The organism is Sphingomonas sp. PR090111-T3T-6A, from assembly GCF_000383095.1.
GTDB lineage: Bacteria > Pseudomonadota > Alphaproteobacteria > Sphingomonadales > Sphingomonadaceae > Solisphingomonas.
In genome coordinates, this window is record NZ_AORL01000021.1 from 844698 (window position 1) to 870887 (window position 26190).

Here is a 26190-nt window from a genome sequence, read left to right on the forward strand (position 1 = left end):
GGGATTGCTCCTGGCCGGTTGCTCCAAGCAGGCGTCCCCGCCACGGCAGGGTGCGGCTGAAGTCGGCGTGGTGACGCTCGTGGCGCAGCCCGTCACCGTCTCCAACGAACTGACCGGCCGCACGGCCGCCACCACCGCATCGGACGTGCGGCCGCAGGTGAACGGCATCATCAAGGCCCGGCTGTTCCAGGAAGGCTCGCTCGTCCGTGCCGGGCAGCCGCTCTACGAGATCGATCCGCGCCTCTATCAGGCGGCGCGCGATCAGGCGGCGGCGCAGCTCGAAAATGCGCAGGCGACGCTCGCCACCACGCAGGCCAAGGCGGATCGCTACAAGACGCTCACCGACATTCAGGCCGTCAGCCGGCAGGATATCGACGACACCATCGCCGCCGCGCGGCAGGCGCGCGCGAACGTCCACCAATATCAGGCGACGCTCGAATCCGCGCGGGTGAACCTCGAATATACCCGCGTGCTCGCGCCGATTTCCGGGCGGATCAGCCGCTCGTCGGTGACGCCCGGCGCGCTCGTGACCGCCAACCAGACCACGCCGCTGGCTTCTATACAGCAGCTCGACCCCATCTATGTGGACATCACCCAGTCCAGCTCGCAGCTCCTCCAGCTCCGCCGCGCGCTCGCCAAGGGCAGCGTGCTGCCGACAAGCGCGGCCGTCCGCCTCAAGCTGGATGACGGCACCGACTATCCGCAGACGGGCACGATCGAGTTCAGCGAAGTGACGGTGGACGTGGACGCCGGCACCGTGACGCTGCGCGCCCGCTTCCCCAATCCCGACGGCCTGCTCCTGCCCGGCATGTTCGTCCGCGTGGAAGCGCCGCAGGGGGTCGTGCCCAACGCGATCCTCGCCCCGCAGCAGGGCATCACCCGCGACGTCAAGGGCAACGCGACCGCGCTGGTGGTCGGCGCGGACAACAAGGTCGTCGAGCGCACCGTCACCGCCGATCGCGCGATCGGCAACATGTGGCTGGTGACGGCAGGCCTGAAGGCGGGCGACCGGCTGATCGTCGAGGGAACCGACAAGGCGCCGCCCGGCTCCAGCGTGAAGCCCGTCGCGGTCAAGCTGGAGCGCTGAGTTGGGCATCAGCCGCTTCTTCGTCGACCGGCCCATCTTCGCATGGGTGATCGCCATCGTCGTGATGATGGTGGGCCTCGGCGCGATCCTGTCGCTGCCGATCGCCCAATATCCCGACGTCGCGCCGCCTGCGGTGAACGTCAGCGCCGTCTATCCCGGCGCGTCGGCCGAGACGCTGGAGACCAGCGTCACGCAGGTGCTGGAGCAGCAGCTCACCGGCATCGACGGGCTGCTCTATTTCGAGTCCAGCTCGGACAGCTCCGGCTCCGCCAGCATCACCGCGACCTTCGCCAAGGGCACGAACCCGGACGTCGCGCAGGTGCAGGTGCAGAACAAGGTGCAGCAGGCGCTCTCCCGCCTGCCGAGCCAGGTGCAGCAGCAGGGATTGACGGTCACCAAGTCGAACAGCGACTTCCTGATGATCGTCGCCATCTACGACAAGACCAATCGCTCCACCGACGCCGACATCGCGGACTATCTGGTCAGCAACTTCCAGGACGATCTCGCCCGTGTGAACGGCGTGGGCCAGAGTCAGGTGTTCGGCTCGGGCTATGCGATGCGCATCTGGCTCGATCCGGTGAAGCTCGCGGCGGTGAATCTGATGCCGTCCGACGTGCAGAACGCCGTGCTGGCGCAGAATGTCGACATCTCCGCCGGCCAGATCGGGCAGCGTCCGTCGGTGAAGGGGCAGATGCTCAACGCCGTGGTGAAGACCAAGGCGCGCCTGCACACGCCCGAACAGTTCCGCGACATCGTGGTGAAGACGCGGAGCGACGGATCGGTGATCCGCCTCTCCGACGTCGCGCGGGTGGAGATGGGCCAGGAGGACTATACCGCCACCGCCCAGCTCGACGGGCATCCCGCCTCCGGCATGGCGATCCAGCTTGCGCCGGGCGCCGACGCGCTCAAGACGGCCAAGGCGGTGAAGGCCCGCGTCGCCGAGCTGTCAACCCATCTGCCCGAAGGCTACACGCTGGCCTATCCGCGCGACACGACGGATTTCATCAAACTCTCGGTCAAGGAAGTGGTCGAGACGCTGGTGATCGCCGTCATCCTCGTCGTAATCGTGATGTTCCTGTTCCTGCAAAGCTGGCGGGCGACGCTCGTGCCGGCGATCGCCGTGCCGGTGGTGCTGCTCGGCACGTTCGGCATTCTCGCGGCGTTCGGATATACGATCAACACACTCACGCTCTTCGGCATGGTGCTGGCGATCGGCCTGCTCGTCGACGACGCCATCGTGGTGGTGGAGAATGTCGAGCGGATCATGGCGGAGGAAGGCACCTCCCCCCGCGAGGCCACCATCAAGTCGATGGAGGAGATCGGCTCCGCGCTGATCGGCATCGCGCTGGTGCTCTCCGCGGTGATGCTGCCCATGGCCTTCTTCGGCGGATCGACGGGCGTGATCTACCGGCAGTTCTCGGTGACGATCGTGTCGGCGATGCTGCTGTCGGTGTTCGTCGCGCTGATCCTGTCGCCCGCGCTGTGCGCCACGCTGCTGAAGGCGGGAGATCATAATCCGCTCCACCGTCAGGGGCTGTTCGGGCGGTTCAACCGCTGGTTCGACCGCATGACCAACCGCTATATCGGCGCGACGCGCAGCGTTATCGGCCGGCGGGGGCTGCACCTCCTCGTCTATGCGGCGGTGCTGGCGCTGCTGGTCTGGCTGTTCGTGCGGCTGCCCACGGGCTTCCTGCCGACCGAGGACCAGGGCGCGGCAATCGTGCAGTTCACCCTCCCCGCGGGCGCGACGGAGGAGCGGACCGACGCCGTGCGCGCGCAGGTCGAGCGCTATTTCCTCGATCAGAAGGCCGAGGTGAGCGACATCTTCGGCATTTCGGGCTTCAGCTTCTCGGGCAGCGGGCAGAATGCCGGCCTCGGCTTCATCATCCTGGCCCCCTTCGACAAGCGCAAGGGCGCCGAGCACAGCGCGGCCGCGCTCACCCATCGGGCTACGGTAGCGCTCTCGGCGATCCGCGACGCGCAGATCTTCGCGCTGACGCCGCCCGCCATCTCGGGGCTCGGCCAGTCCAACGGCTTCAGCTTCCAGTTGCTGAACAGCAGCGGGATGCCACGCGACCAGTTCGTGGCGTTGCGCGACAAGCTGATCGCGGCCGCTTCCAAAGACCCCAAGCTGGCACAGGTCCGTGCCTCCACGCTGCCCGACACGCCGCAGCTCCGGGTCAATATCGACGACGCCAAGCTCGCCGTGCTGGGCCTGACCGAAAGCGACGTGACCGCCACGCTGAGCGCCGCATGGGGCAGCACCTACATCAACGATTTCGTCGATCGCGGCCGCGTGAAGCGCGTCTATATGCAGGCGGATTCCGCTTTCCGGATGCTGCCGAGCGATCTCGACAACTGGTTCGTGCGCTCCTCGGTGAACGGCAATATGGTGCCCTTCTCCGCCTTCGCGACGACGAGCTGGGAGAAGGGGCCGAACAGCGTCTCGCGCTTCAACGGCCGCTCCTCCTACGAGATCGACGGACAGGCCTCCCCCGGCACCAGCTCGGGCCAGGCGATGGCCGAGATGGTCGCGCTTCAGGAGAAGCTCGCGCCCGGCACGGGCCATGCGTGGAGCAGCCTCTCCTATCAGGAGAACCAGTCGAGCGGGCAGGCACCGCTCCTCTATGCGCTGTCGGTGCTGGTGGTCTTCCTGTGCCTCGCCGCGCTGTACGAGAGCTGGTCGGTGCCCTTCGCCGTGCTGCTGGTCATTCCGCTGGGCGTGATCGGCGCCGTGCTGGCGGTGACGCTGAGGGGGCTGGAGAACAATATCTTCTTCCAGGTCGGCCTGCTCACCACCATCGGCCTCGCCGCCAAGAACGCCATCCTGATCGTGGAGTTCGCGGAGCTGGCGCGGCGCGAGGGGAAGGACATGCTCGATGCCGCGCTGGAGGCCGCGCGCGTCCGGCTGCGGCCCATTCTGATGACCTCGGTGGCCTTCATCGCCGGCGTCTTACCGCTGGCGATCGCGACCGGGGCCGGCGCGCAGAGCCGTGTCGCCATCGGCACGGCGGTGATGGGCGGCATGCTCTCCGCCACCGCCCTCGCCATCTTCTACGTGCCGATGTTCTTCCTGCTCGTGGGCCGCCTCTTCCATCGCGACAACTCCACCCCCACTCCGGAGGCCCCATGATGCGCGGGCTGGCCCTCTTGCCGCTGCTGGCGACCGGCATCGCCCTCTCCGCCTGCGACATGGCGCCGCATTATGTGCGCCCGGCCTCGGCGGCGCCGTCGCAATGGCCTCAAGGCGCGTCCTACGACGCTGCCCAGCCGGCGGACGCGGCGGGGCTGCCGTGGCGCAGCCTGATCGGGGACACGCGGCTCCAGACGGTGATCGAACGGGCGCTGGCCAATAACCGCGACCTGCGCGCGGCCATCGCCAACGTCGCTTCGGCGCGGGCGCAATATCATATCCAGCGCTCCGAGCAGCTTCCGACCATCGCCGCCGGCGCGAGCGCCAGCATCCAGCGCGGCATCAAGACGGATGCGCTCGACGCCAACAGCTATTCGGCCAGCGCCGGCATGAGCAGCTTCGAGATCGATCTGTTCGGCCGCCTCAAGAACGAGACGCGCGCTGCGTTCGAGACCTATCTCTCGACGGAATCGGGCATGCGCTCGACCCGCCTCACCATCGTCGCCGAGACGGCCACCGCTTATGCGACGCTCGCCTCGGACCGCGATCTGCTCAAGGTCGCGCAGGATACCGAGGCCAGCGGCCAGCGCTCGCTGGAGCTGACGCAATCGCTGTTCCGATCCGGCCTCACCAACGCCAGCGACGTGCAGAACGCCATCACCGTCGTCGAGCAGGCGAAGTCCGACGTCGAGAATTTCACCACCGCCGTCGCGCAGGATCGCAATGCGCTGGAGCTGCTGGTCGGAGCCCCGGTGGAGGATGCCCTCCTCCCCGCCTCGCTCGGCGAGCTGGATCACAGCATCGCCGCCGTTCCCGCCGGTCTCTCGTCGACCGTGCTGCTCCAGCGACCCGACGTGCTCGAGGCCGAGCATAGCCTCAAGAGCGCCAATGCCGGCATCGGCGCGGCCCGTGCGGCCTTCTTCCCGACGATCACGCTCACCTCGGCGGTTGGCGTCGCGAGCAGCGCGCTGAGTTCGCTGTTCACGGGCGGTGCTCTCAACTGGTCGGTCGCGCCATCCGCGAGCGTGCCCGTGCTGGGCGGGGCGACCAAGGGCAACCTCCAATATGCCGAGGCGCAGCGCGACTATTATCTCGCGCGCTATGAGAAGGCCGTGCAGCAGGCCTTCAAGGACGTCGCCGACGGGCTGGCGCGTCGCGGCACCATCACCCGCCAGCGCGAGGCTCAGGCGAGGTTGGTGACGGCCGCCGCCAAGGCCTATTCGCTCGCCGACGCGCAATATCGCGCCGGCACGGACAACTTCCTCAATGCGCTCATCGCCCAGCGGACGCTCTACGCATCTCGACAGACGGAAATCGGCGCCGCGCTGACCGACATCAACAACCGCATCACCCTCTATCAGGCGATCGGCGCGGACAGCTCGCTCTAGTCGTTCCGTTCCCAACGCCAACCCGGCTTCAGGCTCGGGCCGGCGGCATCATGCCACAGTCCGGCGATGCCGCCGATTCGACGCTCGGGCGACCGGACACCTGACGCGCGCGTAAAATCATCCATCTGATATCAGGCTATATTTTCGCCAGATCGAGCGCATCGCGTTCCCATCTGTGCAGGTGCGAACAACCGCCCCTGCGCCTGTTCCGGCTCCGTCGCAAGACAAAAGATGCACTTGTAATGCATATTACGCTAGTCGATATACATGCCTGTCAAATGCATGATTCGGATTGCGCTATGCACCACGACAAACGCCTTCACGAAGACGCTATCCGGCCGCTGGTCGAACGGTTCTATGGACGTGTGCGGACCGATCCCGGCCTGGGGCCGGTTTTCGGCGGTGCAGTGGCGGATTGGGACGATCATCACGCGCGACTGTCGGACTTCTGGTCCTCGGTGATGCTGGGAAGCGGCCGCTACAAGGGCAGCCCCGTCGCCCTCCATATGCTCCACGCCGAACATCTGACCCCGGCCCTGTTCACGCGCTGGCTGACGCTTTGGCGCGAGACGACCGAAGAGATGCTGCCCCCGGCCATCGCCCTCGACATGCAGGCCAAGGCCGCCCGGATCGCCGAAAGCCTGCAACTCGCCATGCGTTACCGGCGCCCCGTCGCCGCCTGACTTTCCCCTCCCCCCTCACTGCCAAGGAGACCCTCATGCCCCAGCCGCTCAGTGCGAACACGATCGCGCTCGTCAAGGCCACCGTGCCCGCGCTCGCCCAGCATGGCAGCGCCATCACCACGGCGATGTACGCGCGTCTGTTCCAGGACGATCATATCCGCGCCCTCTTCAACCATGCCAATCAGGGCGAGAGCGGCGCGCAGGTCCACGCGCTGGCAGGGGCCATCCTCGCTTATGCGCAGAACATCGACAATCTGGGCGCGCTGACCCCGGTGGTGGAGCGCATCGCCCACAAGCATATCGGTTACCACATCCTGCCGGAGCATTATCCGTTCGTCGCCAATGCGCTGCTCGCGGCGATCAAGGAGGTGCTGGGCGACGTCGCCTCGGACGAGATCCTCGCCGCCTGGGGTGAGGCCTACTGGTTCCTGGCCGAGATCCTGAAGGCCCGCGAAGTCGTCCTGCGCGACGAGATCATGCACCTTGAAGGCGGCTGGACCGGCTGGCGCGAGTTCACCGTGGCCGACAAGATCCGCGAGAGCGACGTCATCACCTCCTTCATCCTGCGCCCGAAGGATGGCGGCCCGGTGCTCCGTCACAAGCCCGGCCAGTATCTCACCTTCCGCTTCAGCTCGGCCGATCAACCCGACATGAAGCGCAACTATTCGATCTCGTGCGCGCCGAACGGCGAATATTACCGCATCTCGGTGAAGCGCGAGGAGAATGGGCAGGGCGGCTCGCGTCACCTGCATGACGGCGTCCAGATCGGTGATATCCTCGAGGTGACGCCGCCGGCCGGCGAGTTCTTCCTCTCGGAGCGTCCACAGCGCCCGGTCGTGCTGCTGTCGGGCGGCGTGGGCCTGACCCCGATGATTTCCATGATGGAGACGATCGCGACGGACCATCCGACGCTCAAGACCTATTATGTCCACGGCACGATGAACAGCGCGACCCATGCCATGGACGATCATGTGAAGGATCTGGCGAAGGGCCACGGCGACATCCGCGTCGCGACCTTCTACAGCGCCCCGCACGACAACGACGTCGCCGGCGAGACGCACGACGAGGACGGCTTCGTCACGATCGACTGGCTCTCGCAGAACACGCCGATCCATGATGCGGACTTCTATCTCTGCGGCCCCAAGCCCTTCCTCCGGGCGTTCGTCGGCGGCCTCTCGCTGGCGGGTGTGCCGAACGACCGCATCCACTATGAGTTCTTCGGCCCGGCCGACGAACTGATGGCGGCGTGACGAAAAGGGGCGTGGCGGCGCATAGCCGTCGCCACGCCCCTTTCGCGCATGAGAGGGACATGGCGATGCCCGAAGAGATACTGGATCGCCGCCGCGTCACGGGCGACGACGGAAGCTCGCTCGAAGCGATCGAGGTTCGCCACACCGAACATCTCGAAACGCCCAAAGGCACGCGCAGGCTCATCGGCGCACGCCGGTGGATGCTGGCGACCGGCGAAGCCCTGGACGTCATCGATCGCCATCTTCTGATGGTTCGCAAGACCGGGGAAATCCTCCGGGTCGACGAGCCCCTGCACTCCGCCATCCGGCCGGCATCCGACTGGCAACCCTGAAGCGCCGGCCACCTCAGCCGACGGAGCCTGCCCATAGTCTGGCGACCGACACCAGTTCGGCACGGGCCCGATCGAGCGCCTCGGCGCGAGCATCGGGATCGGCGAACTGGACCGGCTGGGCATCGACGAACAGCGGCTCCCTCACGCCGATGAAACCGAACGCCGCACGCAGCGCGGGCGTCAGCGCATCCATGTCGGCAAAGGGCGAGCCGGGGCGGAGGTCCGCCCCACGCGTCGTCAGGAAAAGCACCTTCTTGCCGCCCAGCACGCCGACATACTGGCCGTCCGCCGTAATCTTGTAGGTGATATCCGTGCGCACGATGCCATCGACGAACGCCTTGAACGTCGACGGCATCGACCAGTTGTGCATCGGCATCGCGAACAGAAGCGCATCCGCATCGAGCAACCGTGTGCACATGGCATCGGAATATGCGAGCGCGGCCATCATCTCGGGCGAACGGCGGTCGGCTGGCGTATAGGTCGCGATGGCGAAGCTCTCCGTGACGTGCGGTGGAATATCCACCGCCAGATCGAGATAATCGACCGACAAATCCGGCACGCGTTCGCGAACCTGCTCCACGAAATAGGCTGACAAGGCACGGGAATTGGACATCCCCGTCCTCGGACTGGCATCGACATGCAGCAGCTTCACCCGGCAATCCTCGAATATTGCATCCCGATCCGCTCAGGCGGACACGACTATCTTTTGCGATATGCGAAGGTGGCCAGCTTCACCCATCTGGCGGCCAACCAGACTCCTCAGGGCTTCGCAGGCCTTTTCCAGATTGCCTTTGCGGATATTGGTCACCCCTAGAAGGAATCCGGGAGCCGCCCTGCGTTCGTCGATATACCAGGGCGTGAGCGGGAACGGCGCGATGCCGAGTTCGAGCACCCGCCGGGCCAGCGCCACATCGTCGGTGCCGTCGGGCAAGCGCATGAGGATCGCCAGACCCGACATCGCCTCCACGCCGAAATCGCATCCGAGATGCGCCCGAAGCGCGTCGCGCCGCTCGCGATACAGGCTCTTCATATGCCGGAGATGGCGCAGATAATGGCCATCGGCGAGGAAGCTCGCCAGCGCGAGCTGCGTGGTCACGTTGAACGAGGGGGTCAGGAAAGCCGCAGTTTCACCGAAACGCGGCGCCAGCGACACCGGCGAGACGACGAAGCCCACGCCCAGCGTCGGGCTCAGCGTCTTCCCGAAGGTTCCGATATGGATCACCCGGCCGAAAGGGTCTTCCCCCGCCAGCGCCGGCAGGGCGCGGCCGGACAGCTTCAGCTCGCTCAGATAGTCATCCTCGATGATCCAGCCGTCCTCGCGGGCCGCCCAAGCCAGCAGTTCGCGCCGCCGCGCGGGCGACATCGCCACGCCGGTCGGCGCCTGCTGGCCAGGCGTGACGACCGCGACGGCCGCATCGGGCGCCAGCGCAACGCCGCGGGCGACCTGCAACCCCTCCCCGTCCACCGGCACGGGCACCGGCTGCAAGCCACTCAGTTCAAGCCCCTTGCGCGCCATGGGATAGCCGGGGTCCTCCATCCAGGCTGTGCGGCCGTGCGCCTGCAAGGTCAGGAGCGCGAGGGCCAGCCCGTTCCGATAGCTGTTGGTCAGGAATATCTGATCCGGCACGCAGCGGATGCCGCGCGAGATCGCAAGATAGCTGGCGATCTGCGCCCGCAGCTCGGGATGGCCGCGCGGATCGAGCGGCCCCACGGGCGCGGTCGCATAGTCGCGCACGGCGCGCGTCCTCATGCGGGCCCAGATCTTGGCCGGAAACGCATCCTGCGCCGGGACGCCCATCTGGAACGGCAGTGGCGGAAGATTGAAGCCACGCTCGATATCCTGAAGCGGGCGCGGGATCGAAATCTCCGAGCGGATCGGCGCGCATGCCGGCTTTTCGGCGACGCGGGTGCCGGCCGCCCCCGCCGAGAAGACCAGCGCCTCGTCGGCCAACGTCTCATAGGCGACTTTCACCGTCCCGCGCGCGACACCGAGTTGCGTGGCCATGTCGAGCCAGGACGGCAGACGGGCCCCCGGCTCCAGGCGCCCCTCGATGATCGCGCTCCGCAGGGTCGAGCTGATCTGCTCCGCGATCGGCACCGGCCGGGATCGGTCTATGACAATAGAGACACGCGAAAAGGTCATCACCCTCCCCTTGCTGCACGGCACATCTGACGAGGGATATCCCCGGATTATGCGCGCGGGCCTACCTCGCTGTCGAGGCAGGGAGGCCCTATCCAACGGTGTAGTTCGACCCGGCCGAAGGTGCGGTTAGCTCCACCGAAGTGGAGTGCCATCTATATGCCCCGCCGCCCCGGTCCGGCATGGATGCACCTGCCATACCGACGGCTGCGACCGCCCGATCGTCGATAGATACCCGTCAGTATCAAAATGCCAAACGCAATCTTGAATAGGGTTTGCCCCGTGTTCCTTACTCGGACCTGCTTGCCCCTGCTGGCTCTCTCCGGCTGTGCGCTGGGGCCGAATTTTCACCATGAGGAACCCAAGCCTCAGCTCGCCGCGATCCAGGTGTCGTTGCCGAGCGCCAGCCGGACGACCGACGCGGCCGTTCCTGTCGCCTGGTGGAAGGCGTTCGGCGATCCGGTGCTCTCCACGCTGGAAGAACGCGCCGTCGCGGGAGATCTGAACCTGCGGATCGCATCCGTCCGCGTCGCGCGTGGGCGGGCGGCGCTGCGCATCGCGGGCGCATCGCTGCTGCCGACGGCGAACGCGGCCACCTCCTACATGCGCGAGCGGGCCAGCGAGAAAGGGATCATGGGGCTGGCAGGCGCGACGCCGCCCGGCCCGACAGCGGCGAACGGCGCCGATCCCTTCGGCACGGCCTCGCTCGGCAAGACGAGCGGAGCCGCTGATTATGATCTCTTCCAGATGGGTTTCGACACCTCCTGGGAAATCGACCTGTGGGGCAAGGCGCGCCGCGAGCGGGAGGCTGCACGTGCCGATGCCGCGGGGGCGGTCTACGAGCGCGAGGCCGCCCGCGTCTCGCTGACCGCCGAGGTGGCGCGCATCTATGTCGGCCTGCGCGGCGCCGAGGCTCGCCTTGCCGTGCTGCGCAGCAATCGCGAGACGGTCGCGCGCGGGCTCGCCATCGCCCGCGCCCGCGAAGATCAGGGCGCGGCCTCGCGCTACGATGCGGCGACCGCCACCGCACAGCTTGCCACGATCGACAGCCAGATTCCGGCGATCGAACGCGAGGCCGATGCCAGCCGCAACGCGCTCGCCTTCCTCGTGGGCGAGGCACCTCATGCGCTCGACGCATTGCTGAACCAGCCCGGCGCTTCCATCCCGGCCCTGCCGCAGGAACTGCCCGTCGGCCTCTCCAGCGATCTCGCGCGACGGCGGCCCGACATCGCCGCCGCCGAAGCCTCGCTCCATGCGGCCACGGCCCGCATCGGCGCGGCCAAGGCCGATTTCTACCCGAGCCTCGATCTGGTCGGCAGCTTCGGCACCCAGTCGCTCCGGCTCGCGGACCTGCCCGAATGGGGTTCTCGCCAGTTCATCCTCGGCCCGGTGCTTCACCTGCCCATCTTCGAGGGCGGTCGCCTGAAGGGGCGGCTCGACCTGACGCGCGCCGACCAGCAGGAAGCCGCGATCCGCTATCAGCAGACCGTGCTCCGCGCCTGGCATGAGGTGGACGACGCGCTGACCGCGCTCAGAAGCGAGCAGCAGCGGATGCAAGCCAGCCTCCGCGCCGTGGAGGCGAGCCGGACGGCGGTGCATGTCGCCGAGCGTCGCTATCGCGAAGGTGCGAGCGGCTATCTCGATGTGCTGATCGCCGAGCGCAGCCTGCTGTCGAACGAGGCGGAACTGGTCTCCACCCGCGCCGCCAGCGCAACTGCGATGGTCGCGCTCTACAAGGCGCTGGGCGGTGGCTGGACGCCCATGACGGTCGGGGGCGGGGCATGAACGTCACTGCCCCGATCGGCGGAGCGTCGCCCGGCACGACGGCAATCGCTCCATCCGCGCCACCCTTCGGCCTGCGCCAGTTCACCGGCGTCATGGGCGTCCTCGTGGCGGCGATCATGTCGGGCCTCACCAGCCGCGTCAGCGCGCTGGCGCTGATCGACCTGCGCGGCGGCCTCGGCCTCGGCACGGACGCCGGCCAGTGGATCACCACCGTCTACACGGCGGCCGAACTGGTGGCGACGCTGCTCGCCTCGTGGTTCGCGGTCACCTTCTCCTTCCGGCGCTTCCATATCGCGGTGGTGCTCGGCTCCGCGCTGGTGGCGATCCTGATCCCCTTCGCACCGGGCTATGGCTGGCTGCTCGCGCTGCGCACAGTACAGGGGCTGCTCGGCGGCGCGCTCGTCCCGCTGCTGATGTCAGCAGCGCTACGCTTCTTTCCCTTGCCGCTCCGCCTCTACGGGCTCGCGCTTTACACGATGACAGCCACTTTCGCGCCCAATCTGGCGCTCTGGCTTGCGCCGCTGTGGACCGATCATTTCTCCAGCCTGCGTCTCGTCTATCTCCAGGCATTGCCGTTCGCGGCATTCGCCGCTTGGGCCGTGTGGTGGGGCCTCCCGCAAGACCCCGTCCGGCTGGAGCGGCTGCGCCACATCAACCTGCTCGGCCTCGTCACCGGCACCGCGGCACTCGCGATGATCGCGATCGGCTTCATCGAGGGCGAGCGGCGGGACTGGTTTCATTCGCCGCTGATCGCCTTCCTGCTGAGCGGCGGCGCGGGCCTTTTCCTGATCTTCCTGATCAGCGAGTGGCATCATCCGATGCCGTTCGTGCAGCTCCAGCTTCTGGCGCGGCGCAATCTGGGGCTGGGCTTCAGCATCTTCGTGGGACTGCTCATTACATTGCTGTCCGGCTCGCTGCTGCCGGCGGACCAGCTCGCCCATGTGCAGGGCTTCCGCCCTCTCCAGATCGCGCCGATCGGCCTCGCGATCAGCATACCGCAGCTCGTGCTCGCGCCGTTCGCATCCTTCCTCCTCTATCGCAAATGGATGGACGCCCGCCGGCTCTTCGCCTTCGGCTTCCTCCTGATCGCCCTGAGCTGCTGGATCGCCTCCGGCGTCACCACCGGATGGATGGCGCGGGAGTTCGCCCTTGCTCAGGCATTGCAGGCGGTCGGCCAGCCCATGGCGGTCGTGTCGATCCTGTTCCTGGCGACCAGTGTCGTGCAGCCCATGGAAGGGCCGTCCGTCTCCGGTCTGGTCAATGTGCTGCGCGCCTTCGGCACGCTGCTGGGCACCACCCTGATCGGCAGCTTCCTGGTCGACCGGACGGCGGCACATCAGCGCGGTCTGGTCGACCGGGTCGGCCGCATCGGGCTCGACGGCGTCGATCTCGGCGCGCTCGGCGAGCGGATCGGCCATCAGGCTTTCACCCTCGCCATTGCCGACGCTTACCGGATGCTGGGCCTGCTGGCCCTGCTCCTGATCCCCGCCACCTTTTTCATGACCCATATCCCGGCGCCCGATACGGGCCGGGACCCCGCCTGAGGACTTGCCACGATGACGCTCCCCAAATCGGCTAAATGGGCCATCGGCGCCGTGTTCGTTGCCGTCGCGTTAGGCGGTTCGTGGGCCTATGCTCATGACGAAGGTGGGGCATCCGCCCAGTCCACCGACGACGCCTATATCCAGAGCGATTACAGCACGGTGGCTCCCAAGGTGGCGGGGCTGATCGAGCGCGTGCCGGTCGAGGACAACCAGCATGTCCGGCGCGGGCAATTGCTCGCCGTGATCGATGACCGCGATTTCCGTGTCGCCGTCGCCGCCGCGCAGGCCGAGCTGGACAGCGCGCGCAGCAACCGGCGCAGCATCCGCGCGGCGCTGGATCGCCAGTTCAGCCTGATCGCGCAGGCCGCTGCGCTGGTGGACGCCGATAGCGCCGCCATCGCGCTCTCCAGCGCCAATGCCAGACGCTATCGGGCACTCGCCTCGGACGGTTCGGCCAGCGTGCAGGAAGAGCAGGAAAGCGCCTCGCGTCTTGATGCCGACATGGCCGCGCGCAGGCGCGACGTCGCCGCCCATGCCGCAAGTGGGCAGGAGACGGAGGTGCTGAATGCCCAACTCGCGGGCGCCAATGCCGCCATCGCACGCGCCGAGGCCGCGCTCGACGCCGCGCGCCTCCGCCTGAGCTATACGCGGATCGTCGCGCCGGTGGACGGCGTGGTAGGTCGTCGCTCGGTCCGCGTCGGCAATTTCGTCGATGTCGGCAAGCCGCTGCTGGCGGTCGTCCCGCTCGACAAGGCCTATGTCGAGGCGCACTTCCGCGAAACCCAGATGCGCAAGATCCGCCCCGGCCAGCCCGTCACGGTCAAGGTGGACATGCTGCCCGGCGTCGCCCTCAAGGCGCATGTCGAGAGCCTCGCCCCGGCGAGCGGCGTCACCTTCGCGGAGATCGCACCCGAGAACGCAACCGGCAATTTCACCAAGATCGTCCAGCGCCTCTCGGTGCGAATCCGCATCGATCCGGGCCAGCCGGATGCGGATCGCTTGCGCGTCGGCATGTCGGTGACGCCGACGGTCGACACGAAAGTGGCATCCTGACAAGAACGCAGCTCGCAACGAGGAGAGACCATGCCCAGGCTGACCCGCGAACAGAGCCGGGCGGCGACGCGGGAGAAGCTGCTCGCCGCTGCGCGCGCGAACTTTGCGCGTCATGGCTACGACGCGGCGTCGGTCGATCGCATCGCTGACGAGGCGGGCTTCAGCAAGGGTGCCGTCTATTCCAATTTCCGGAGCAAGGAGGATCTCTTCCTCGCTGTCATGGCATCGCCGACGCTGGTCGATCTTCCGGCCTTGCTGACCGCCATGGACACCGCGCCTGGCCCGGCAGAGATCATCGACACGCTCAGCCAGTGGGCGGACGAACAGGCGCGGGACAATGGCTGGGCCCTGCTGATCCTCGATCACGTACGCTCAGCACGCCAGAGCAAGACCTTCGGCGATCAACAGGCGGAAGTCTTCAAGCTGACCTGGACCGAGCTGGGCAAGGCACTGGCCGCGCGGCTGCCCGAGCATCGCCGGGCGACCGATCCGGAAACCCTGGGTGCGCTGATGTGCGAGCTGGCCTATGCGCCGGCGATGTCCTTCACCTCCCGCCCCACGGCGGGCGATCTCGTCCGGCTGGCGCTGAGCGGCCTGTTCTCGGAAGCACCCGCGCCTGCCATCCGCTGACAGGGGACCGGCGAGCATCCGGTTCCGATGCCCCGTCACAGGGTGAAATCCCTACACCAGAGAATAGGTGGTACAGACCAACCGTCTGATCGACGCCTCTCCAAATCCTGCCATAATCCTCCCCTTGTGGGCGGATCGACATTTGCCGGCGTACCGCCCTCGCAGGTGCAGGCCCGAGGCGACGTAGAGCGATGTTCGACACACTGATGCCGCCGCTCCTGATGGCGTTCGTCGCCATCGGCTTCCTCATCCTCCAGCCATTTCCCCATTCGGTCAAACTCGGGTTCGGCCTCACCGTCATCATCGGGACGGGCGTGATCCTCTATTATCGTGGCGCCTCGCCGCTCCCGAGCGGCCTGCCGCCGGGCGCGCATAGCTGGTGGACCCGCGCGCTCGCGGTGATGTGGTGGGTGATCGCGGCGCGCGCGACGGTGGCGATCATCGGCCTTGTGCTGGGCCTCGACACGCGATCCAAGCAGGCGCGGCTCTTCACCGATCTGATCTCCGGCGCGATCTGGCTGACGGCGGCGCTGATCATCCTGAACTCGGTGCTCCGCCTGCCGATCACGGGCCTGCTCGCGACCTCCGGAATCGTGGCGGTCGTCATCGGCCTCGCGCTCCAGAACACGCTTGCGGACGTCTTCTCCGGCATCGCGGTCGGGCTGGACCAGCCCTTCAGCCCCGGCGATCGGGTGGCGATTTCCGGCGAGATCGAAGGCGTGGTCGTCCAGCTCAACTGGCGCTCGATCCGCATCGAGACGGATGGCGAGGATATCGTCACCATCCCCAACAGCATCGTCGCGAAGTCCCACATCATCAACCGCACGTCGCGATCCGAGCGCCGCCTCGTCTCGGTGCAGATCGTCACCTCGTCCACCGCATCGGCCGATCAGGTGATCGACCTGCTGCGCCATGCGGTGATGATGTGCACGGGCATCCTCGACAAGCCGGCGCCCTCGATCACCTTGTCCCGGCTGGGGATCAAGACCAACGCCTATACGGTGAACTATTTCGTCGAAGGCACGTCGCGCATGTCCTCATCGCGCGGGCAGTTGCTCCGGCAGGCCCGCCGATTGTTCTATCATGCCGGTGTCGAACAGGAGCAGAAGCTCACGTCGCGCCACCTGCTGCGCAACCTCATGCTGTTCGAAGCCCTGTCGGACGAGCAGATCGAGACCCTGTCGCTCGAACTCAAGCATCATATCCTCGGCCCCGGCGAGGCGCTCTTTCAGGAGGGCGGGACGGACACGTCGCTCTACATCATCGCGGCCGGCGTGCTGGAGATCAGCCGTGCGCCCGACGGGCAGGCGCGCTCCGTGATCGGACGGATCGGACCAGGCGAATATATCGGGGAGATCAGCCTCTTCACCGGCGATCCGCGCCCTGCGAGCGTCACGGCACTCACTGCGGTCGATGCCTATGAGATGACACGCGCGTCGCTCGAAGGATTGCTCGCCACCACGCCCGAACTGGCCCCGCCGCTGGAGCGGGCCGTCCATCGCGGCCTGGCGCTCGTCCACCGCGACGACGCGGCGCGGATCAGCCATGTCAATAACGGTTCGCACGCGCTGCTCAGCCGCGTCCGGCAATTCTTCGCCTCGCATTCGAAGCCCGCATCCTGATGGACAGGCAGGCGGCTTGAGAAACGTGACCGGCAACCATCATGGTCCAGTCCGTTTCTAACAGCTTGGTCCTAGGCCCCGCGCGCGTTCAGGCCTAGATGAAGCGCATGACGAGGCGACGATAGCCCGCAAAGAGTTCAGCGTAGATCGGAAAGCCATGCCCGGCCCAATGACGGCTCCTGCCGCCTTCCGGCCTTCCCCCACCCTGTGTGGCACCGATCAACGCTGGCCCGGCCGCACAGCCCCCCTCCCCTGCGGCCGGGCAATTTTCCCCAACGAAAACGCCATCCCCTTCGGGGGATGGCGGGCGTCTGCCGACGGGATCGGCCTATGACTACGGAGACTGGGCTCATTCGGCCCGCAACCGCTACGATCTGCGCAGAACGAACACCGACAACGGTATGGCAATCGAGTAGGCCCGCAATTGTTGCAGGCAGAGTTCGATGCCGGCCGTGACCTGCATCGCCTGTTCAGGGCCTAGCCCCGCCGCCAGCAGGATGGACATCCACTTCACGGATGTCGTCCGCTGCGAGCACTGCCGGCCATGATCGACACAAGGCTCACCGGGGCGAGAAGCGTTATGACGATCGCGGGGAGCGCATCTTCCAGTAATCGAAGCATGCCAACATACAGGCCGTAAAGCAGCATCGCCGAGACAATCGCGACCACCAAACGCCAAAGCGTCCGCCAATGCGAACGCCCCGCCCGCTTCCGCGTCCAATGGGAGGGCCGAAGCGGCTGTTTGTCCGCCGGTGCAACATGATGAAGCATCGAGACCTCCTGAGGAGGGATGGTCAGGAAGAAGAGCCGTCCTGCATCTTCGCCACGCCAGGGCGGGCCGGGCCACGCCAGCTCGCGCCGCAACGAAGGTTTGCTGCTTGGTCCATCAGATCAACACGCCCGAACCGCATGGCGACATGGTAACGCCGCAGTGCTTCGAGCCGCGGATCGGCCAGCGGATTGGCCGGGGACAAGCCCAGCATCCACCGGAACCAGCCACGTACACGTCCCGGTTTTTGAATGGTGGAAAGCCCATCCTTATCCGCAAGCCTGAGGACGTCCCGCTCCAGCTTCGAAAGCGGGCGGCCGAGGCGGAAGCCATAAACGGGGGAAGCCGCGAGCCTCTCCAGCAAATCCCGCTCGCTCAGAGCGAATTCCGCAGAGGTCAGGGATGCGTATTTCATGACGCCTTATACGGCACCACCTCAAGACACGTCAGTTCCAAGACATTAAAACCGGACTGTACCATGAAGAGGAAAAATTCGCTGGATATTGAACGAAACGATCATCACGCATGAGAGTATTTTTCGGCAATATCCCGCTGACTATACAACAGCGCCATTCGAGTGGCGCGGCTGTTCAGCACTCTTCCATCAGATGGAAGGGGAAAACCTCTCGGCCTTCCCCTTCGACGTCAACGATGCCGATGCACGTCGTGCGTGACGAACCCGACATCCCTGCCAGGAATATCCAGCCAATCGCGGTATTGTAGCGAATCCTGCATGTCCTTCAGGCCACTCGCCCAATGCTCCAGCATGGTCGCACGGCTGAATTCGGCGTCCTTATAATAGCCCTCGAAGGATTTATTCTGGTAGATCAGGTGGAAGATATTAACCGTGCCCAGGGTCGCGATCGCGCGAGCCTTCTCCAGAACATCATTGTTCGCCTGCATGTCGGGCGGGATCAGCGAGAGCAGTTCCTGCACGACATGGGCGCGACGGCGCCGCTCGCCCATCATGTCGGTGATGGCGCGGGTCTTGCTCGAGTAACGGATGTCCTTCAGCCGCTCCTCGACGTCGGCATGATCGCCCGGCAGGCGGCCGCGCGCGCTCCAGAGATCGACCTGGAACACCAGCACGTCCTTCTCGCGCGCCTCGCGGAGCACCTCGATCAGTGGCGTGTTGGAGACGATGCCGCCGTCCCAATAATATTCGCCATCGATCTCGACGGCCGGGAAAGCCGGCGGCAACGCGCCCGAGGCCAGGAAATGCCTGGGCTCCAGCTTGATCTCCCGATTGTCGAAATAGGAGAAATTGCCGTCCCGCACATTCACCGCGCCGACCGACACGCGGATGTCGCCATTGTTGATGCGGCCGAAATCCGCGAAGCGCTCCAGCGTCGCGAGCAGCGGCGTGGTGTCGTAATAGCTGACCTCGCTCGGCGGCTTCCGGTCGAGCGCCGCGAACGGAAGATGGCGAACGGGCAGGAAGAACTCCCCCTGCCCTTCCCAGATCGTCCGCAGCGCGGACCATCCACTCGAAAGCCGCCGCGCCGCGGCGTCGAGCCCCATCGACTTCAGCATCATCGAGCCCGCCAGCCCAAGATGATCCTCGGGCCGCGAGATCGCCTCCCAGAAGCCCCTGAGCGCCGCCAGCCGGTTTTCAGGCGCATTGCCCGCGATGATCGCGGTGTTCAGCGCGCCGATGGAGATGCCGGCGATCCAGCTCGGCTCGATGCCCGCCTCGGCCAGCCCCTGGAAGACGCCTGCTTGATAAGAGCCCAACGCGCCACCGCCCTGCAGGACGAGAGCGATCTCGCCATAAGCCGAAACGTCGGCAATGGGCTTGTCAACCCGGCCGGCTTTCGCGTCATAAGCCATGTGCCGCTCCTTACTTCATCGCCCAGCCATGGCTGACGATGATCGACTGACCGGTTAGCGCGTTGGACTCGAAGCCCGCGAGGAACGCGACCGTCTGCGCCACGTCGGCGACCGTCGTGAACTCTCCATCCACCGTGTCCTTGAGCATCACGTCCTTGACCACCTGCTCCTCGGTGATGCCGAGCGCGGCGGCCTGCTCCGGGATCTGCTTGTCGACGAGCGGGGTGCGGACGAAGCCGGGGCACACGACATTGGCGCGCACGCCGCGCGGACCGCCTTCCTTCGCCACCACGCGGGCAAGGCCGAGCAGGCCGTGCTTGGCGGTGACATAGGGCGCTTTCAGCTTGGACGCCTCATGCGAGTGGACCGAGCCCATATAGATGATCGAGCCGCCGCGGCCCGAAGCATACATGTGGCGGATCGCCGCGCGCGTGGTGAGAAAGGCGCCGTCCAGATGGATGGCGAGCATCTTCTTCCAGTCGGCGAAGGGATATTCCTCGATCGGCTTCACGATCTGGATGCCGGCGTTCGACACCAGCACGTCGATCGATCCGAGCTTCGCGACCGTTTCGTCGATGCCGGCGTCGACCGCATCCTCCTGGGTCACGTCCATGCCAACCGCGATAGCGACACCGCCGGCAGCCTCGATCTCGTCGGCCATCGCCTGCGCCGCGCCGAGGTTGAGGTCCGCGATCACCACCTTCGCGCCCTGCGAAGCCATCAGGCGCGCGCAATCCGCGCCGATGCCGCTCGCGGCGCCGGTGATGAGCGCGACCTTGTCCTTGAGGCTCATGCTTTCATTCCTTCAGATCATTGGCAAAGGGAGGAAAAGGGTCAGGCGAGATAATCGAAGGCGACCTCGCCGATATCGAGCGTCAGGTCCGCCAGCACATGCTTGGCGCCGATCACCCGCCGCACGGGCAGGTCCGCCACAGGCGCCAGCGCATGGGGCAGCAGATCGAGCGCACCGGGGCCGGTCCAGGCGCCATGGACGGTCACGTCGCGCAGGAAGAAGCGCACCAGCTCGCAGATACGCGCCGTGCCATCGACATGCGGGATGATCTTGAGGAGATAGTTCGGTGTCCCGGCGAGCGCGGCGCGCTCCTTCTCCAGATCGAGCGTCTCGTATTTATAACCCATCGTGCCGGTGGCGACGCGCTGCGTGCCATAATCGAGCGTGCCGAGCAGCGTGTCGTTGCCGTCGATGCGCAGCACCGGCCTGGCGAGCTTCTTCGGGAATCCCCAGATCTCCCGGCCGGCCGCGATCGGGCCTTCATCGTCGAGATACATGGCGTGGGTGTAATTGGCCTTGCGGCCTTCCGGGTCGATCACCGAGACGACCTGCCCGCTCTCGGTATAGTCGCCGAAGCCCGTGGAGTCGGGCATCCGGATGAACTCATAGTGGACGACCGGACTGTTCGCCCTGAGCGGCTCGGGCACGATCGCTGCCAGCGCCTCCGGGTCCGTCTCGTAGGAAATGATGAGATATTCGCGCCGGAGGAACCGGAAAGGCGGCTTGGGATAAGCGGGCCGATGCGCCGGCATGGCGAAGCTCTGGCCGCGAATCTGGTCGATCTTCATGAAACTCTCCGGAACGAGAGGGGACGGAACCTTCCGACGGACATGGCTCGTCCGATCGGGGCATTCATTGTTGAGACGCAGCCTTCGAAGCGGACGAGGCGCCGATCATGTCGCGTTCGCGGGTATCGAGCCTCGAAGGATCGCCGACATCGCCCAACGGTTCGGCCGCCAGTCGGAGCCCGACCAAACCCGCATCGCTGAACGACACGACATCGCCTCGCGGAATGCCGAGATGCCGGAGCAACGCGTCCACATCGTCCGGCCGCAACGCGCGACGGCTTACCTGCTCGCCCTCCGGCAGCCCGACCGGCTCGACGATAACGACCCGGAAGTTCGCGGTGAGCGCCGGTATCTGCTTGTCGAACGCCGGGGTTCGCGCGAAACCGCCATGGACGAGAACTGTCGCAATGCCGCGACCATATTCGGCATAGCGAATGGTACGGCCGCCCATCGTGAGCGCGCCCGCCCGAGAGGTCGGCTGCTCCGCCAGAAGCGGCATGTTCGACGAAACCAGAAGCAATGTGGAAACCAATATCAGGCAAACTTTCATGACGAAGGCCCGTCTTGCGGCTCGCCGGACGAGTAGCTTCCTCGCAGGGGCGGCCATAGAACCGAGACGATCAAAACCGAATGTACCAATGAAACCTGTCGTTCATGGAACACGGCACATATATCTCGTTGTTTGAAAATCTATTCCGATCAATATCTTACACCGAGCCGCAGCGACATCTCATCGATTGGCTCTCGCGGAAATCAGGAGATGGCGACCGCGCTTCCCGCGCCGCAGAGATGATCCCCGGTCAGACGCAAGGCCCCCACGAACTGGGCAATCTGCCGCTCGAGAGCGCGATGCACGCTCTCCTCGCGGAGCTTCTCCCGCTCGAAGGCGGTATGGGCCATGGGCAGCGCCAGTTCCTCCGGCAGGACCAGCACCCCCATCTTGCTCAGCACGCCGCGGAGATGGCCGAGCGAGCGCAGCCCGCCGAACGGCCCCATCGACGCCGACATGATCGAGGCGATCTTCCCCCGATAAGGATCGATCCCGTCGATCCCGGAGGTCGGGCGGGAACTCCAGTCGAGCGCATTCTTCAGCAGCGGCGCCAGCGATCCGTTATATTCCGGGCTGGCGATCAGAAATCCGTCATGCGCAGCCAGAATCTGCCGGAAGACCAAGACGTTCTGCGGCATCGCCTCCGCTTCGAGATCCTGGTCGTAGATCGGCAGTTCCAGATCCCGCAGATCGATGACCGACACCTCGGCCCCCAATGCGATCGCATTGCCGATGGCCACTTCGAGCAGCTTCTGATTGAGAGAACCCCGCCGCGAACTCCCCGCGAACGCGAGGATCGCGGCCTCAGCCTGCGGCACCCAGAGCCTGCTCATGGATGAAGCATCGTCTTGAACCATCTCGGGCTTCCAAAATCGCCGGCGAAGCAGCGTGGAGAGCGACCATCGCCGCCACACGGAGCATTAGACCGGCGCCGACATCACCTGAGAAGACCCAAGAGCTGAAACTACGACTATACCATTCGGTATCGCCTGACCGACGGGTATCCCGTTACGGCTCCGGATCGAGAACTGCACCATAATGGCCAAACCCCGGGAAATTTCGGCCTCCCTCCCATTATCGGAACGCCGACTGACCCGATCCCGCTTGGTACAGTTCTTTTCTCGATTCTCGGTTCTCGCGACCCTCCGGGCAAGTCGATAACGTAGGTCTGAACATATCGTATCGAGTTTGAAAGAGTCCGCGCCATGAAGATCGCAGTAATCGGCGGAACCGGCCTCATCGGATCGAAAGTTTCGGAGAAGCTCGATGCTGCCGGTCACGAGGTTGTTGCGGCCTCCCCGCGCACAGGCATCAACGTCATCACCGGCGAAGGGCTTGATGATGCCTTCGATGGAGCGAGCGTCGTCGTAGACGTCGCCAACGCACCGGCGTTTGACGACCAGTCTGCGCTCGACTTCTTCCAGACGGCCGGCAGGAACATCCTGGCTGCGGAGGTCAGGGCCGGCGTGAGGCACCATGTGGCGCTCTCCGTCGTCGGCACCGACCGGTTGCAGGGCAGCGGGTATTTTCGCGCCAAGCTGGCCCAGGAGCGCTTCGTCAGGGAATCCCCAATTCCCTATACGCTGATCCGTGCAACGCAGTTCTTCGAATTCGTGCGCGGCATCGCCGAGGCGGGCACGCTCGGCAATGTCGTTCGCGTGAACCAGGCGAACATCCAGCCGATCGCAGCGGAGGACGTGGCCACCTTCGTGGCGGCCGCCGCGCTCAACGAGCCCGGCAACAACCTGATCGAGATTGCCGGGCCGGAAGTCTTCTCGATGAGCGAACTGATCGCCATGGTGCTGGCCTTCGACGGGGCCCCCGAACGGTCCGCGTCGACCCCGAAGCCGATTATTTCGGCGTGAAGCTCGGCGAAGGCACGCTCCTTCCCGACGCGAAGGCGCAGCGCGGATCGACCTGGATCAACTGGTGGTTGGCCAACGCATCGCAGCCGCCCGGACATTGATGCCCTCATCGCTCTGCGGGACCGGACATCGGACTAGGACTGACATGATGCTCAAGAAACTCAGCATTGCCGTTGCGATCATTTTGGGTGTCCTCGCCGAGGCGAACGGCATCTTCATGCTGGCGTCGCCCGCAAACTGGTATTTCGCGGTGCCCGGCGTCACCACGACCGGGCCTTTCAACCAGCATTTCATCCGCGATATCGGATTCATCTTCCTGTTCATCGGAACGTCGTTCCTGACAGGCGCTTTCCGGCCGCAATTCCGCACGGTCCTATGGGCTGCCCCGGCACTTTGGCTGAGCGGCCATGCGCTGTTCCACTTCTGGGAGGTCGCGGTCGGCATCTGCGGCGCGTCCGCGCTCGCCCGCGATTTCCCCGCAGTCACCCTGCCGGCGATCCTCGGCTTGCTGATTACCGCGCAATCCATGCGCGACCAGCCGTCCTTGGCCCGCGCCTGAGCCGGTTATCCCTGTCCATCCTCTTTCCAACGGAGACGTGAAATGACCCTGACCCCTCGTCAAAACATCTTCCAGACCGCGTCGGCGGGCGTCAAAGCGATGATGGCCGTCGAAGGCGCGATCGCGAGCAGCGGCGTCGATCACAGCCTGCTCCATCTGGTGAAGCTGCGCGCATCGCAGATCAACGGCTGCTCCTTCTGCATCCATATGCACGCCAAGGAAGCCGTGAAGCAGGGCGAAAGCGACATGCGCATCCACCTGCTGAACGCCTGGAGGGAGTCCCCGCTGTTCAACGATCGCGAGCGCGCCGCGCTGGCCTGGACCGAGACGCTGACCACGGTTTCGGAAACGGGTGCGCCGGATGCGCTCTACGAAGAACTCCAGCGTCACTTCAACGAGACGGAGATCGCCTATCTGACCTTCCAGATCGGCGCGATCAATCTCTGGAACCGCCTCCAGATCGGCCTGCGCGCGATCCACGGGGTGGATGCGACCGACAAGCCGGCAGCGCAGGCGGCCTGATAGCAATGCAGCGAAGGATATGTCTCACCGGCATATCCTTCGTCAGCAAAGGATTTTGGCAGGAGGCACGGCACCGACCCAGGTCGCCGTGCCTCCTGCCATGAAGGCAGCCCGGCTCCAGTCGCTCCTCTAGGATGCGAATTGCGATCCGCTCGACGGGCGGCATGACCCGCTCTCGATCGACGGATATCTCCATCTTCGATTGTGGCGGCGCCTCCGAACTTGCGCGGGCGCTCGCGCGAACCGCCATCCTCTCCGGGACGGCCGCTCCGAAACACGGGAAGAAGTGGGCGACATGGCCTGACATCCATGCCGCCACACTCTCATTCCATCGCAAACACGATCAGTAGTTGATCGTCCGGACGCTTTCGGCGGCCGCGAACGCGGTCTCCTTGTCGGCCTTCGGCGGGTAGATCCACACGGTGTTGATCTCCTGCTTGATCTTCTTCGCGTCGGCGCCCGTCACTTCGACCTTCGCCGTCCAGCCGCGGGTGAAGAGAGCGACGTCCCCGCCGAGATCGAGGCAGGTCACATAGGACGGCTGGTCATAAGGCTTGGTTTCGAGGCCCAGCAGGTCCGTCGCCGCATTGTGGCCCGCGAACGAGCCGAGGCGGTTCGCATGCTGACACGACATCAAGCAGAAGTGGCCGTCGGCATCGGTGGCCGCCTTCACATTGTCGCCGGTGGCGAAGACGTTGGCGATGCCGGGCACCCGGAGATCGGCTTCACCGATGATGCGGCCCAGCGGATCGCGCTCGGCCGGGATCTGCGCGGTGAGCGGGCTGGCGCGCATGCCGGCGGCCCAGACGATGGTGTCGCTCTCGATATACTCGCCGTCGCCGAGGGTCACGCCCTTGCCGTCGAGCGAACCGATGCCGGCGCCAAGCTTCGATTCCACGCCCAGCCTGTTCAGCGTCTCCTCGATATAGGGACGCGGCTCCGCGCCCATTTCCGGGGCGACCGAGGCCGAGCGATCGACGATCACGACGCGGATATCCGCATCATCGCCGAGAATGGCGCGCAGACGGGCGGGCATCTCCGTCGCAACTTCGAGGCCGGTGAAGCCGGCGCCGCCGACGACCACGGTGTTGCGGGCCGGCGTCGACGGCTTGGCGGCCAGCGCATGCAGGTGGCGATCGAGAGCCACCGCCTCGTCGAGTTGCGCGGTGCTGAAGGCGTGCTCGATGCCCGGAATGCCCGGACGGAAGAGATGGCTGCCGGCGGCCAGCACGAGGCGGTCATAAGCGTGCGTGCTAGCCTTGCCGTCGGCATCGACGACGGTGATCGTGTTCGCGGCCGTGTCGATCGTCTCGGCGCGGCCCCGGATGTAGTGGATGTCGAGCGCGTTGAAGAGATCGCTCAGCGGCGCGGCCATCGTTTCCGGCTTCTGCTCATAGAGGCGCGGGCGGATCACGAGATGCGGCTCCGGCGACACCACGGCGATGCGCAGCGCTTCGGGCGAGACGCCTTGATCGTGACGCACCTTCGCCGCGGCGATCGCCGCATACATGCCGGCAAAGCCCGCGCCGATGATGATGATCTGTTGCATGACGTATTCCTTCTTCAGAGGTTGGCGTTGCACCCTGCTCAACGGACGCTCGGTCACTGTCAGGTCGACGATTTCGGATGTCCCGGTTCGGGCGCTCCGCCCTCCCCCTCACACCGCGAAAGGGAGATCCTCTCCCGGAGCCGCGAGGCTTGCCCGGCGACGGGAAGATGCGGGGCGATGGGCTCGCGGCCCGCTCCGAGGGGCATGTCACGGCCGGATCGTTCTCGATGGCGGGACTTTCCCGCGTCGGCCGGGGCCGCGATCTGCTCGGCGCGTTCCATAGCGAAAGCAGATCGCTCACCGCACATCGGAGGCAAA

The 26190-nt window shown here is 65.8% G+C and carries 25 protein-coding genes; 14 read left to right on the forward strand and 11 right to left on the reverse strand.

Annotated elements, in window-relative coordinates; translation table 11 throughout:
- Nucleotides 1-4 precede the first annotated feature (4 nt).
- From ST3T6A_RS0114065 to ST3T6A_RS0114090, 6 genes are all read left to right on the forward strand, one after another.
- Nucleotides 5-1087, forward strand: a complete 1083-nt coding sequence (locus ST3T6A_RS0114065) for an efflux RND transporter periplasmic adaptor subunit (protein ID WP_328285293.1) — start codon at nucleotides 5-7, stop codon at nucleotides 1085-1087.
- A 1-nt stretch (nucleotide 1088) separates the two neighbouring features.
- Nucleotides 1089-4220, forward strand: coding sequence for an efflux RND transporter permease subunit (locus ST3T6A_RS0114070; protein WP_019833580.1), 3132 nt, complete (start codon nucleotides 1089-1091; stop codon nucleotides 4218-4220).
- Complete coding sequence (locus ST3T6A_RS0114075; protein ID WP_019833581.1) at nucleotides 4217-5608, forward strand: efflux transporter outer membrane subunit; 1392 nt, start codon at nucleotides 4217-4219, stop codon at nucleotides 5606-5608. The genes ST3T6A_RS0114070 and ST3T6A_RS0114075 overlap by 4 nt, the downstream gene beginning before the upstream one ends.
- A gap of 299 nt (nucleotides 5609-5907) precedes the next feature.
- Nucleotides 5908-6291, forward strand: coding sequence for a group III truncated hemoglobin (locus ST3T6A_RS0114080; protein WP_019833582.1), 384 nt, complete (start codon nucleotides 5908-5910; stop codon nucleotides 6289-6291).
- Between the two features lie 35 nt (nucleotides 6292-6326).
- Complete coding sequence (hmpA, locus tag ST3T6A_RS0114085) at nucleotides 6327-7541, forward strand: NO-inducible flavohemoprotein (RefSeq protein ID WP_019833583.1); 1215 nt, start codon at nucleotides 6327-6329, stop codon at nucleotides 7539-7541.
- A gap of 59 nt (nucleotides 7542-7600) precedes the next feature.
- Nucleotides 7601-7873: a hypothetical protein gene (locus ST3T6A_RS0114090; RefSeq protein WP_019833584.1), complete on the forward strand. Its 273-nt coding sequence runs from the start codon at nucleotides 7601-7603 to the stop codon at nucleotides 7871-7873.
- A gap of 13 nt (nucleotides 7874-7886) precedes the next feature.
- On the opposite strand, the gene ST3T6A_RS0114095 is transcribed toward ST3T6A_RS0114090, so the two are convergent.
- Complete coding sequence (locus ST3T6A_RS0114095) at nucleotides 7887-8525, reverse strand: FMN-dependent NADH-azoreductase (protein WP_019833585.1); 639 nt, start codon at nucleotides 8523-8525, stop codon at nucleotides 7887-7889.
- A 33-nt stretch (nucleotides 8526-8558) separates the two neighbouring features.
- The gene (pdxR, locus tag ST3T6A_RS0114100) at nucleotides 8559-9971 is read right to left on the reverse strand and encodes a MocR-like pyridoxine biosynthesis transcription factor PdxR (protein WP_019833586.1); all 1413 of its coding nucleotides are present in this window, start codon (nucleotides 9969-9971) and stop codon (nucleotides 8559-8561) included.
- Nucleotides 9972-10316: 345 nt separating this feature from the next.
- On the opposite strand from pdxR, the gene ST3T6A_RS0114105 reads away from it, so the two are divergent.
- The 5 genes from ST3T6A_RS0114105 (at nucleotide 10317) to ST3T6A_RS0114125 (ending at nucleotide 16647) form a co-directional block, all read left to right on the forward strand.
- Nucleotides 10317-11798: an efflux transporter outer membrane subunit gene (locus tag ST3T6A_RS0114105; protein WP_051103456.1), complete on the forward strand. Its 1482-nt coding sequence runs from the start codon at nucleotides 10317-10319 to the stop codon at nucleotides 11796-11798.
- Nucleotides 11795-13342, forward strand: a complete 1548-nt coding sequence (locus tag ST3T6A_RS0114110; protein ID WP_019833588.1) for an MFS transporter — start codon at nucleotides 11795-11797, stop codon at nucleotides 13340-13342. Before ST3T6A_RS0114105 ends, ST3T6A_RS0114110 begins: the two co-directional genes overlap by 4 nt.
- A gap of 12 nt (nucleotides 13343-13354) precedes the next feature.
- Complete coding sequence (locus ST3T6A_RS0114115; protein ID WP_019833589.1) at nucleotides 13355-14395, forward strand: HlyD family secretion protein; 1041 nt, start codon at nucleotides 13355-13357, stop codon at nucleotides 14393-14395.
- 30 nt (nucleotides 14396-14425) lie between these two features.
- Nucleotides 14426-15025 carry a TetR/AcrR family transcriptional regulator gene (locus tag ST3T6A_RS20240; RefSeq protein ID WP_019833590.1) on the forward strand — a complete coding sequence of 200 codons (600 nt, stop codon included), beginning with the start codon at nucleotides 14426-14428 and terminating at the stop codon, nucleotides 15023-15025.
- Between the two features lie 191 nt (nucleotides 15026-15216).
- Nucleotides 15217-16647: a mechanosensitive ion channel family protein gene (locus ST3T6A_RS0114125; protein WP_019833591.1), complete on the forward strand. Its 1431-nt coding sequence runs from the start codon at nucleotides 15217-15219 to the stop codon at nucleotides 16645-16647.
- Between the two features lie 367 nt (nucleotides 16648-17014).
- Here the strand turns inward: ST3T6A_RS0114125 and ST3T6A_RS21570 are convergent, their stop codons facing one another.
- The 8 genes from ST3T6A_RS21570 to ST3T6A_RS0114165 all read right to left on the reverse strand — a co-directional run bounded on the left by ST3T6A_RS21570 (nucleotide 17015) and on the right by ST3T6A_RS0114165 (nucleotide 22210).
- The gene (locus ST3T6A_RS21570) at nucleotides 17015-17152 is read right to left on the reverse strand and encodes a hypothetical protein (RefSeq protein ID WP_157602863.1); all 138 of its coding nucleotides are present in this window, start codon (nucleotides 17150-17152) and stop codon (nucleotides 17015-17017) included.
- 5 nt (nucleotides 17153-17157) lie between these two features.
- A complete protein-coding gene (locus ST3T6A_RS22045; RefSeq protein WP_235785802.1) occupies nucleotides 17158-17316 on the reverse strand; it encodes a hypothetical protein in 159 nt (52 codons plus the stop codon).
- 125 nt (nucleotides 17317-17441) lie between these two features.
- A complete protein-coding gene (locus ST3T6A_RS20245) occupies nucleotides 17442-17831 on the reverse strand; it encodes a hypothetical protein (protein WP_019833594.1) in 390 nt (129 codons plus the stop codon).
- Between the two features lie 230 nt (nucleotides 17832-18061).
- The gene (locus tag ST3T6A_RS0114145) at nucleotides 18062-19246 is read right to left on the reverse strand and encodes a DUF3734 domain-containing protein (protein ID WP_019833595.1); all 1185 of its coding nucleotides are present in this window, start codon (nucleotides 19244-19246) and stop codon (nucleotides 18062-18064) included.
- Between the two features lie 10 nt (nucleotides 19247-19256).
- Entirely contained in the window at nucleotides 19257-20039 is a 783-nt protein-coding gene (locus tag ST3T6A_RS0114150; RefSeq protein WP_019833596.1) for a 3-hydroxybutyrate dehydrogenase, read from the reverse strand.
- A gap of 41 nt (nucleotides 20040-20080) precedes the next feature.
- Nucleotides 20081-20827, reverse strand: coding sequence for an acetoacetate decarboxylase (locus tag ST3T6A_RS0114155; RefSeq protein ID WP_019833597.1), 747 nt, complete (start codon nucleotides 20825-20827; stop codon nucleotides 20081-20083).
- Between the two features lie 64 nt (nucleotides 20828-20891).
- On the reverse strand, nucleotides 20892-21434 hold the full coding sequence (locus ST3T6A_RS20905; RefSeq protein WP_157602867.1) for an alpha/beta fold hydrolase: 543 nt from the start codon (nucleotides 21432-21434) through the stop codon (nucleotides 20892-20894).
- Nucleotides 21435-21580: 146 nt separating this feature from the next.
- Nucleotides 21581-22210, reverse strand: a complete 630-nt coding sequence (locus tag ST3T6A_RS0114165; protein ID WP_019833599.1) for an NADPH-dependent FMN reductase — start codon at nucleotides 22208-22210, stop codon at nucleotides 21581-21583.
- Nucleotides 22211-22582: 372 nt separating this feature from the next.
- Between ST3T6A_RS0114165 and ST3T6A_RS20255 the strand changes: the two genes are divergently transcribed.
- From ST3T6A_RS20255 to ST3T6A_RS0114180, 3 genes are all read left to right on the forward strand, one after another.
- On the forward strand, nucleotides 22583-23242 hold the full coding sequence (locus tag ST3T6A_RS20255) for an SDR family oxidoreductase (RefSeq protein ID WP_202804597.1): 660 nt from the start codon (nucleotides 22583-22585) through the stop codon (nucleotides 23240-23242).
- A 145-nt stretch (nucleotides 23243-23387) separates the two neighbouring features.
- Nucleotides 23388-23801 carry a hypothetical protein gene (locus ST3T6A_RS0114175; RefSeq protein WP_019833601.1) on the forward strand — a complete coding sequence of 138 codons (414 nt, stop codon included), beginning with the start codon at nucleotides 23388-23390 and terminating at the stop codon, nucleotides 23799-23801.
- Between the two features lie 42 nt (nucleotides 23802-23843).
- Nucleotides 23844-24323: a carboxymuconolactone decarboxylase family protein gene (locus tag ST3T6A_RS0114180; RefSeq protein WP_019833602.1), complete on the forward strand. Its 480-nt coding sequence runs from the start codon at nucleotides 23844-23846 to the stop codon at nucleotides 24321-24323.
- A 343-nt stretch (nucleotides 24324-24666) separates the two neighbouring features.
- On the opposite strand, the gene ST3T6A_RS0114185 is transcribed toward ST3T6A_RS0114180, so the two are convergent.
- Nucleotides 24667-25872, reverse strand: coding sequence for an NAD(P)/FAD-dependent oxidoreductase (locus ST3T6A_RS0114185; protein WP_019833603.1), 1206 nt, complete (start codon nucleotides 25870-25872; stop codon nucleotides 24667-24669).
- Nucleotides 25873-26190: the final 318 nt, after the last annotated feature.

Bases quoted from the DNA above. Each gene is read 5' to 3' on its own strand.
- ST3T6A_RS0114125 (WP_019833591.1), top strand. From the start codon at position 15,217: ATGTTCGACACACTGATGCCGCCGCTCCTGATGGCGTTCGTCGCCATC.
- ST3T6A_RS0114175 (WP_019833601.1), top strand. From the start codon at position 23,388: ATGATGCTCAAGAAACTCAGCATTGCCGTTGCGATCATTTTGGGTGTC.
- ST3T6A_RS0114180 (WP_019833602.1), top strand. From the start codon at position 23,844: ATGACCCTGACCCCTCGTCAAAACATCTTCCAGACCGCGTCGGCGGGC.
- ST3T6A_RS0114075 (WP_019833581.1), top strand. From the start codon at position 4,217: ATGATGCGCGGGCTGGCCCTCTTGCCGCTGCTGGCGACCGGCATCGCC.
- ST3T6A_RS0114115 (WP_019833589.1), top strand. From the start codon at position 13,355: ATGACGCTCCCCAAATCGGCTAAATGGGCCATCGGCGCCGTGTTCGTT.
- ST3T6A_RS20905 (WP_157602867.1), bottom strand. From the start codon at position 21,434: ATGGCCGCCCCTGCGAGGAAGCTACTCGTCCGGCGAGCCGCAAGACGG.
- ST3T6A_RS21570 (WP_157602863.1), bottom strand. From the start codon at position 17,152: ATGTCCATCCTGCTGGCGGCGGGGCTAGGCCCTGAACAGGCGATGCAG.
- ST3T6A_RS0114080 (WP_019833582.1), top strand. From the start codon at position 5,908: ATGCACCACGACAAACGCCTTCACGAAGACGCTATCCGGCCGCTGGTC.
- ST3T6A_RS0114150 (WP_019833596.1), bottom strand. From the start codon at position 20,039: ATGAGCCTCAAGGACAAGGTCGCGCTCATCACCGGCGCCGCGAGCGGC.
- ST3T6A_RS20240 (WP_019833590.1), top strand. From the start codon at position 14,426: ATGCCCAGGCTGACCCGCGAACAGAGCCGGGCGGCGACGCGGGAGAAG.
- ST3T6A_RS20245 (WP_019833594.1), bottom strand. From the start codon at position 17,831: ATGAAATACGCATCCCTGACCTCTGCGGAATTCGCTCTGAGCGAGCGG.
- ST3T6A_RS0114155 (WP_019833597.1), bottom strand. From the start codon at position 20,827: ATGAAGATCGACCAGATTCGCGGCCAGAGCTTCGCCATGCCGGCGCAT.
- ST3T6A_RS0114090 (WP_019833584.1), top strand. From the start codon at position 7,601: ATGGCGATGCCCGAAGAGATACTGGATCGCCGCCGCGTCACGGGCGAC.
- ST3T6A_RS0114165 (WP_019833599.1), bottom strand. From the start codon at position 22,210: ATGAGCAGGCTCTGGGTGCCGCAGGCTGAGGCCGCGATCCTCGCGTTC.
- ST3T6A_RS0114145 (WP_019833595.1), bottom strand. From the start codon at position 19,246: ATGGCTTATGACGCGAAAGCCGGCCGGGTTGACAAGCCCATTGCCGAC.
- ST3T6A_RS0114185 (WP_019833603.1), bottom strand. From the start codon at position 25,872: ATGCAACAGATCATCATCATCGGCGCGGGCTTTGCCGGCATGTATGCG.
- ST3T6A_RS20255 (WP_202804597.1), top strand. From the start codon at position 22,583: ATGAAGATCGCAGTAATCGGCGGAACCGGCCTCATCGGATCGAAAGTT.
- ST3T6A_RS0114110 (WP_019833588.1), top strand. From the start codon at position 11,795: ATGAACGTCACTGCCCCGATCGGCGGAGCGTCGCCCGGCACGACGGCA.
- hmpA (WP_019833583.1), top strand. From the start codon at position 6,327: ATGCCCCAGCCGCTCAGTGCGAACACGATCGCGCTCGTCAAGGCCACC.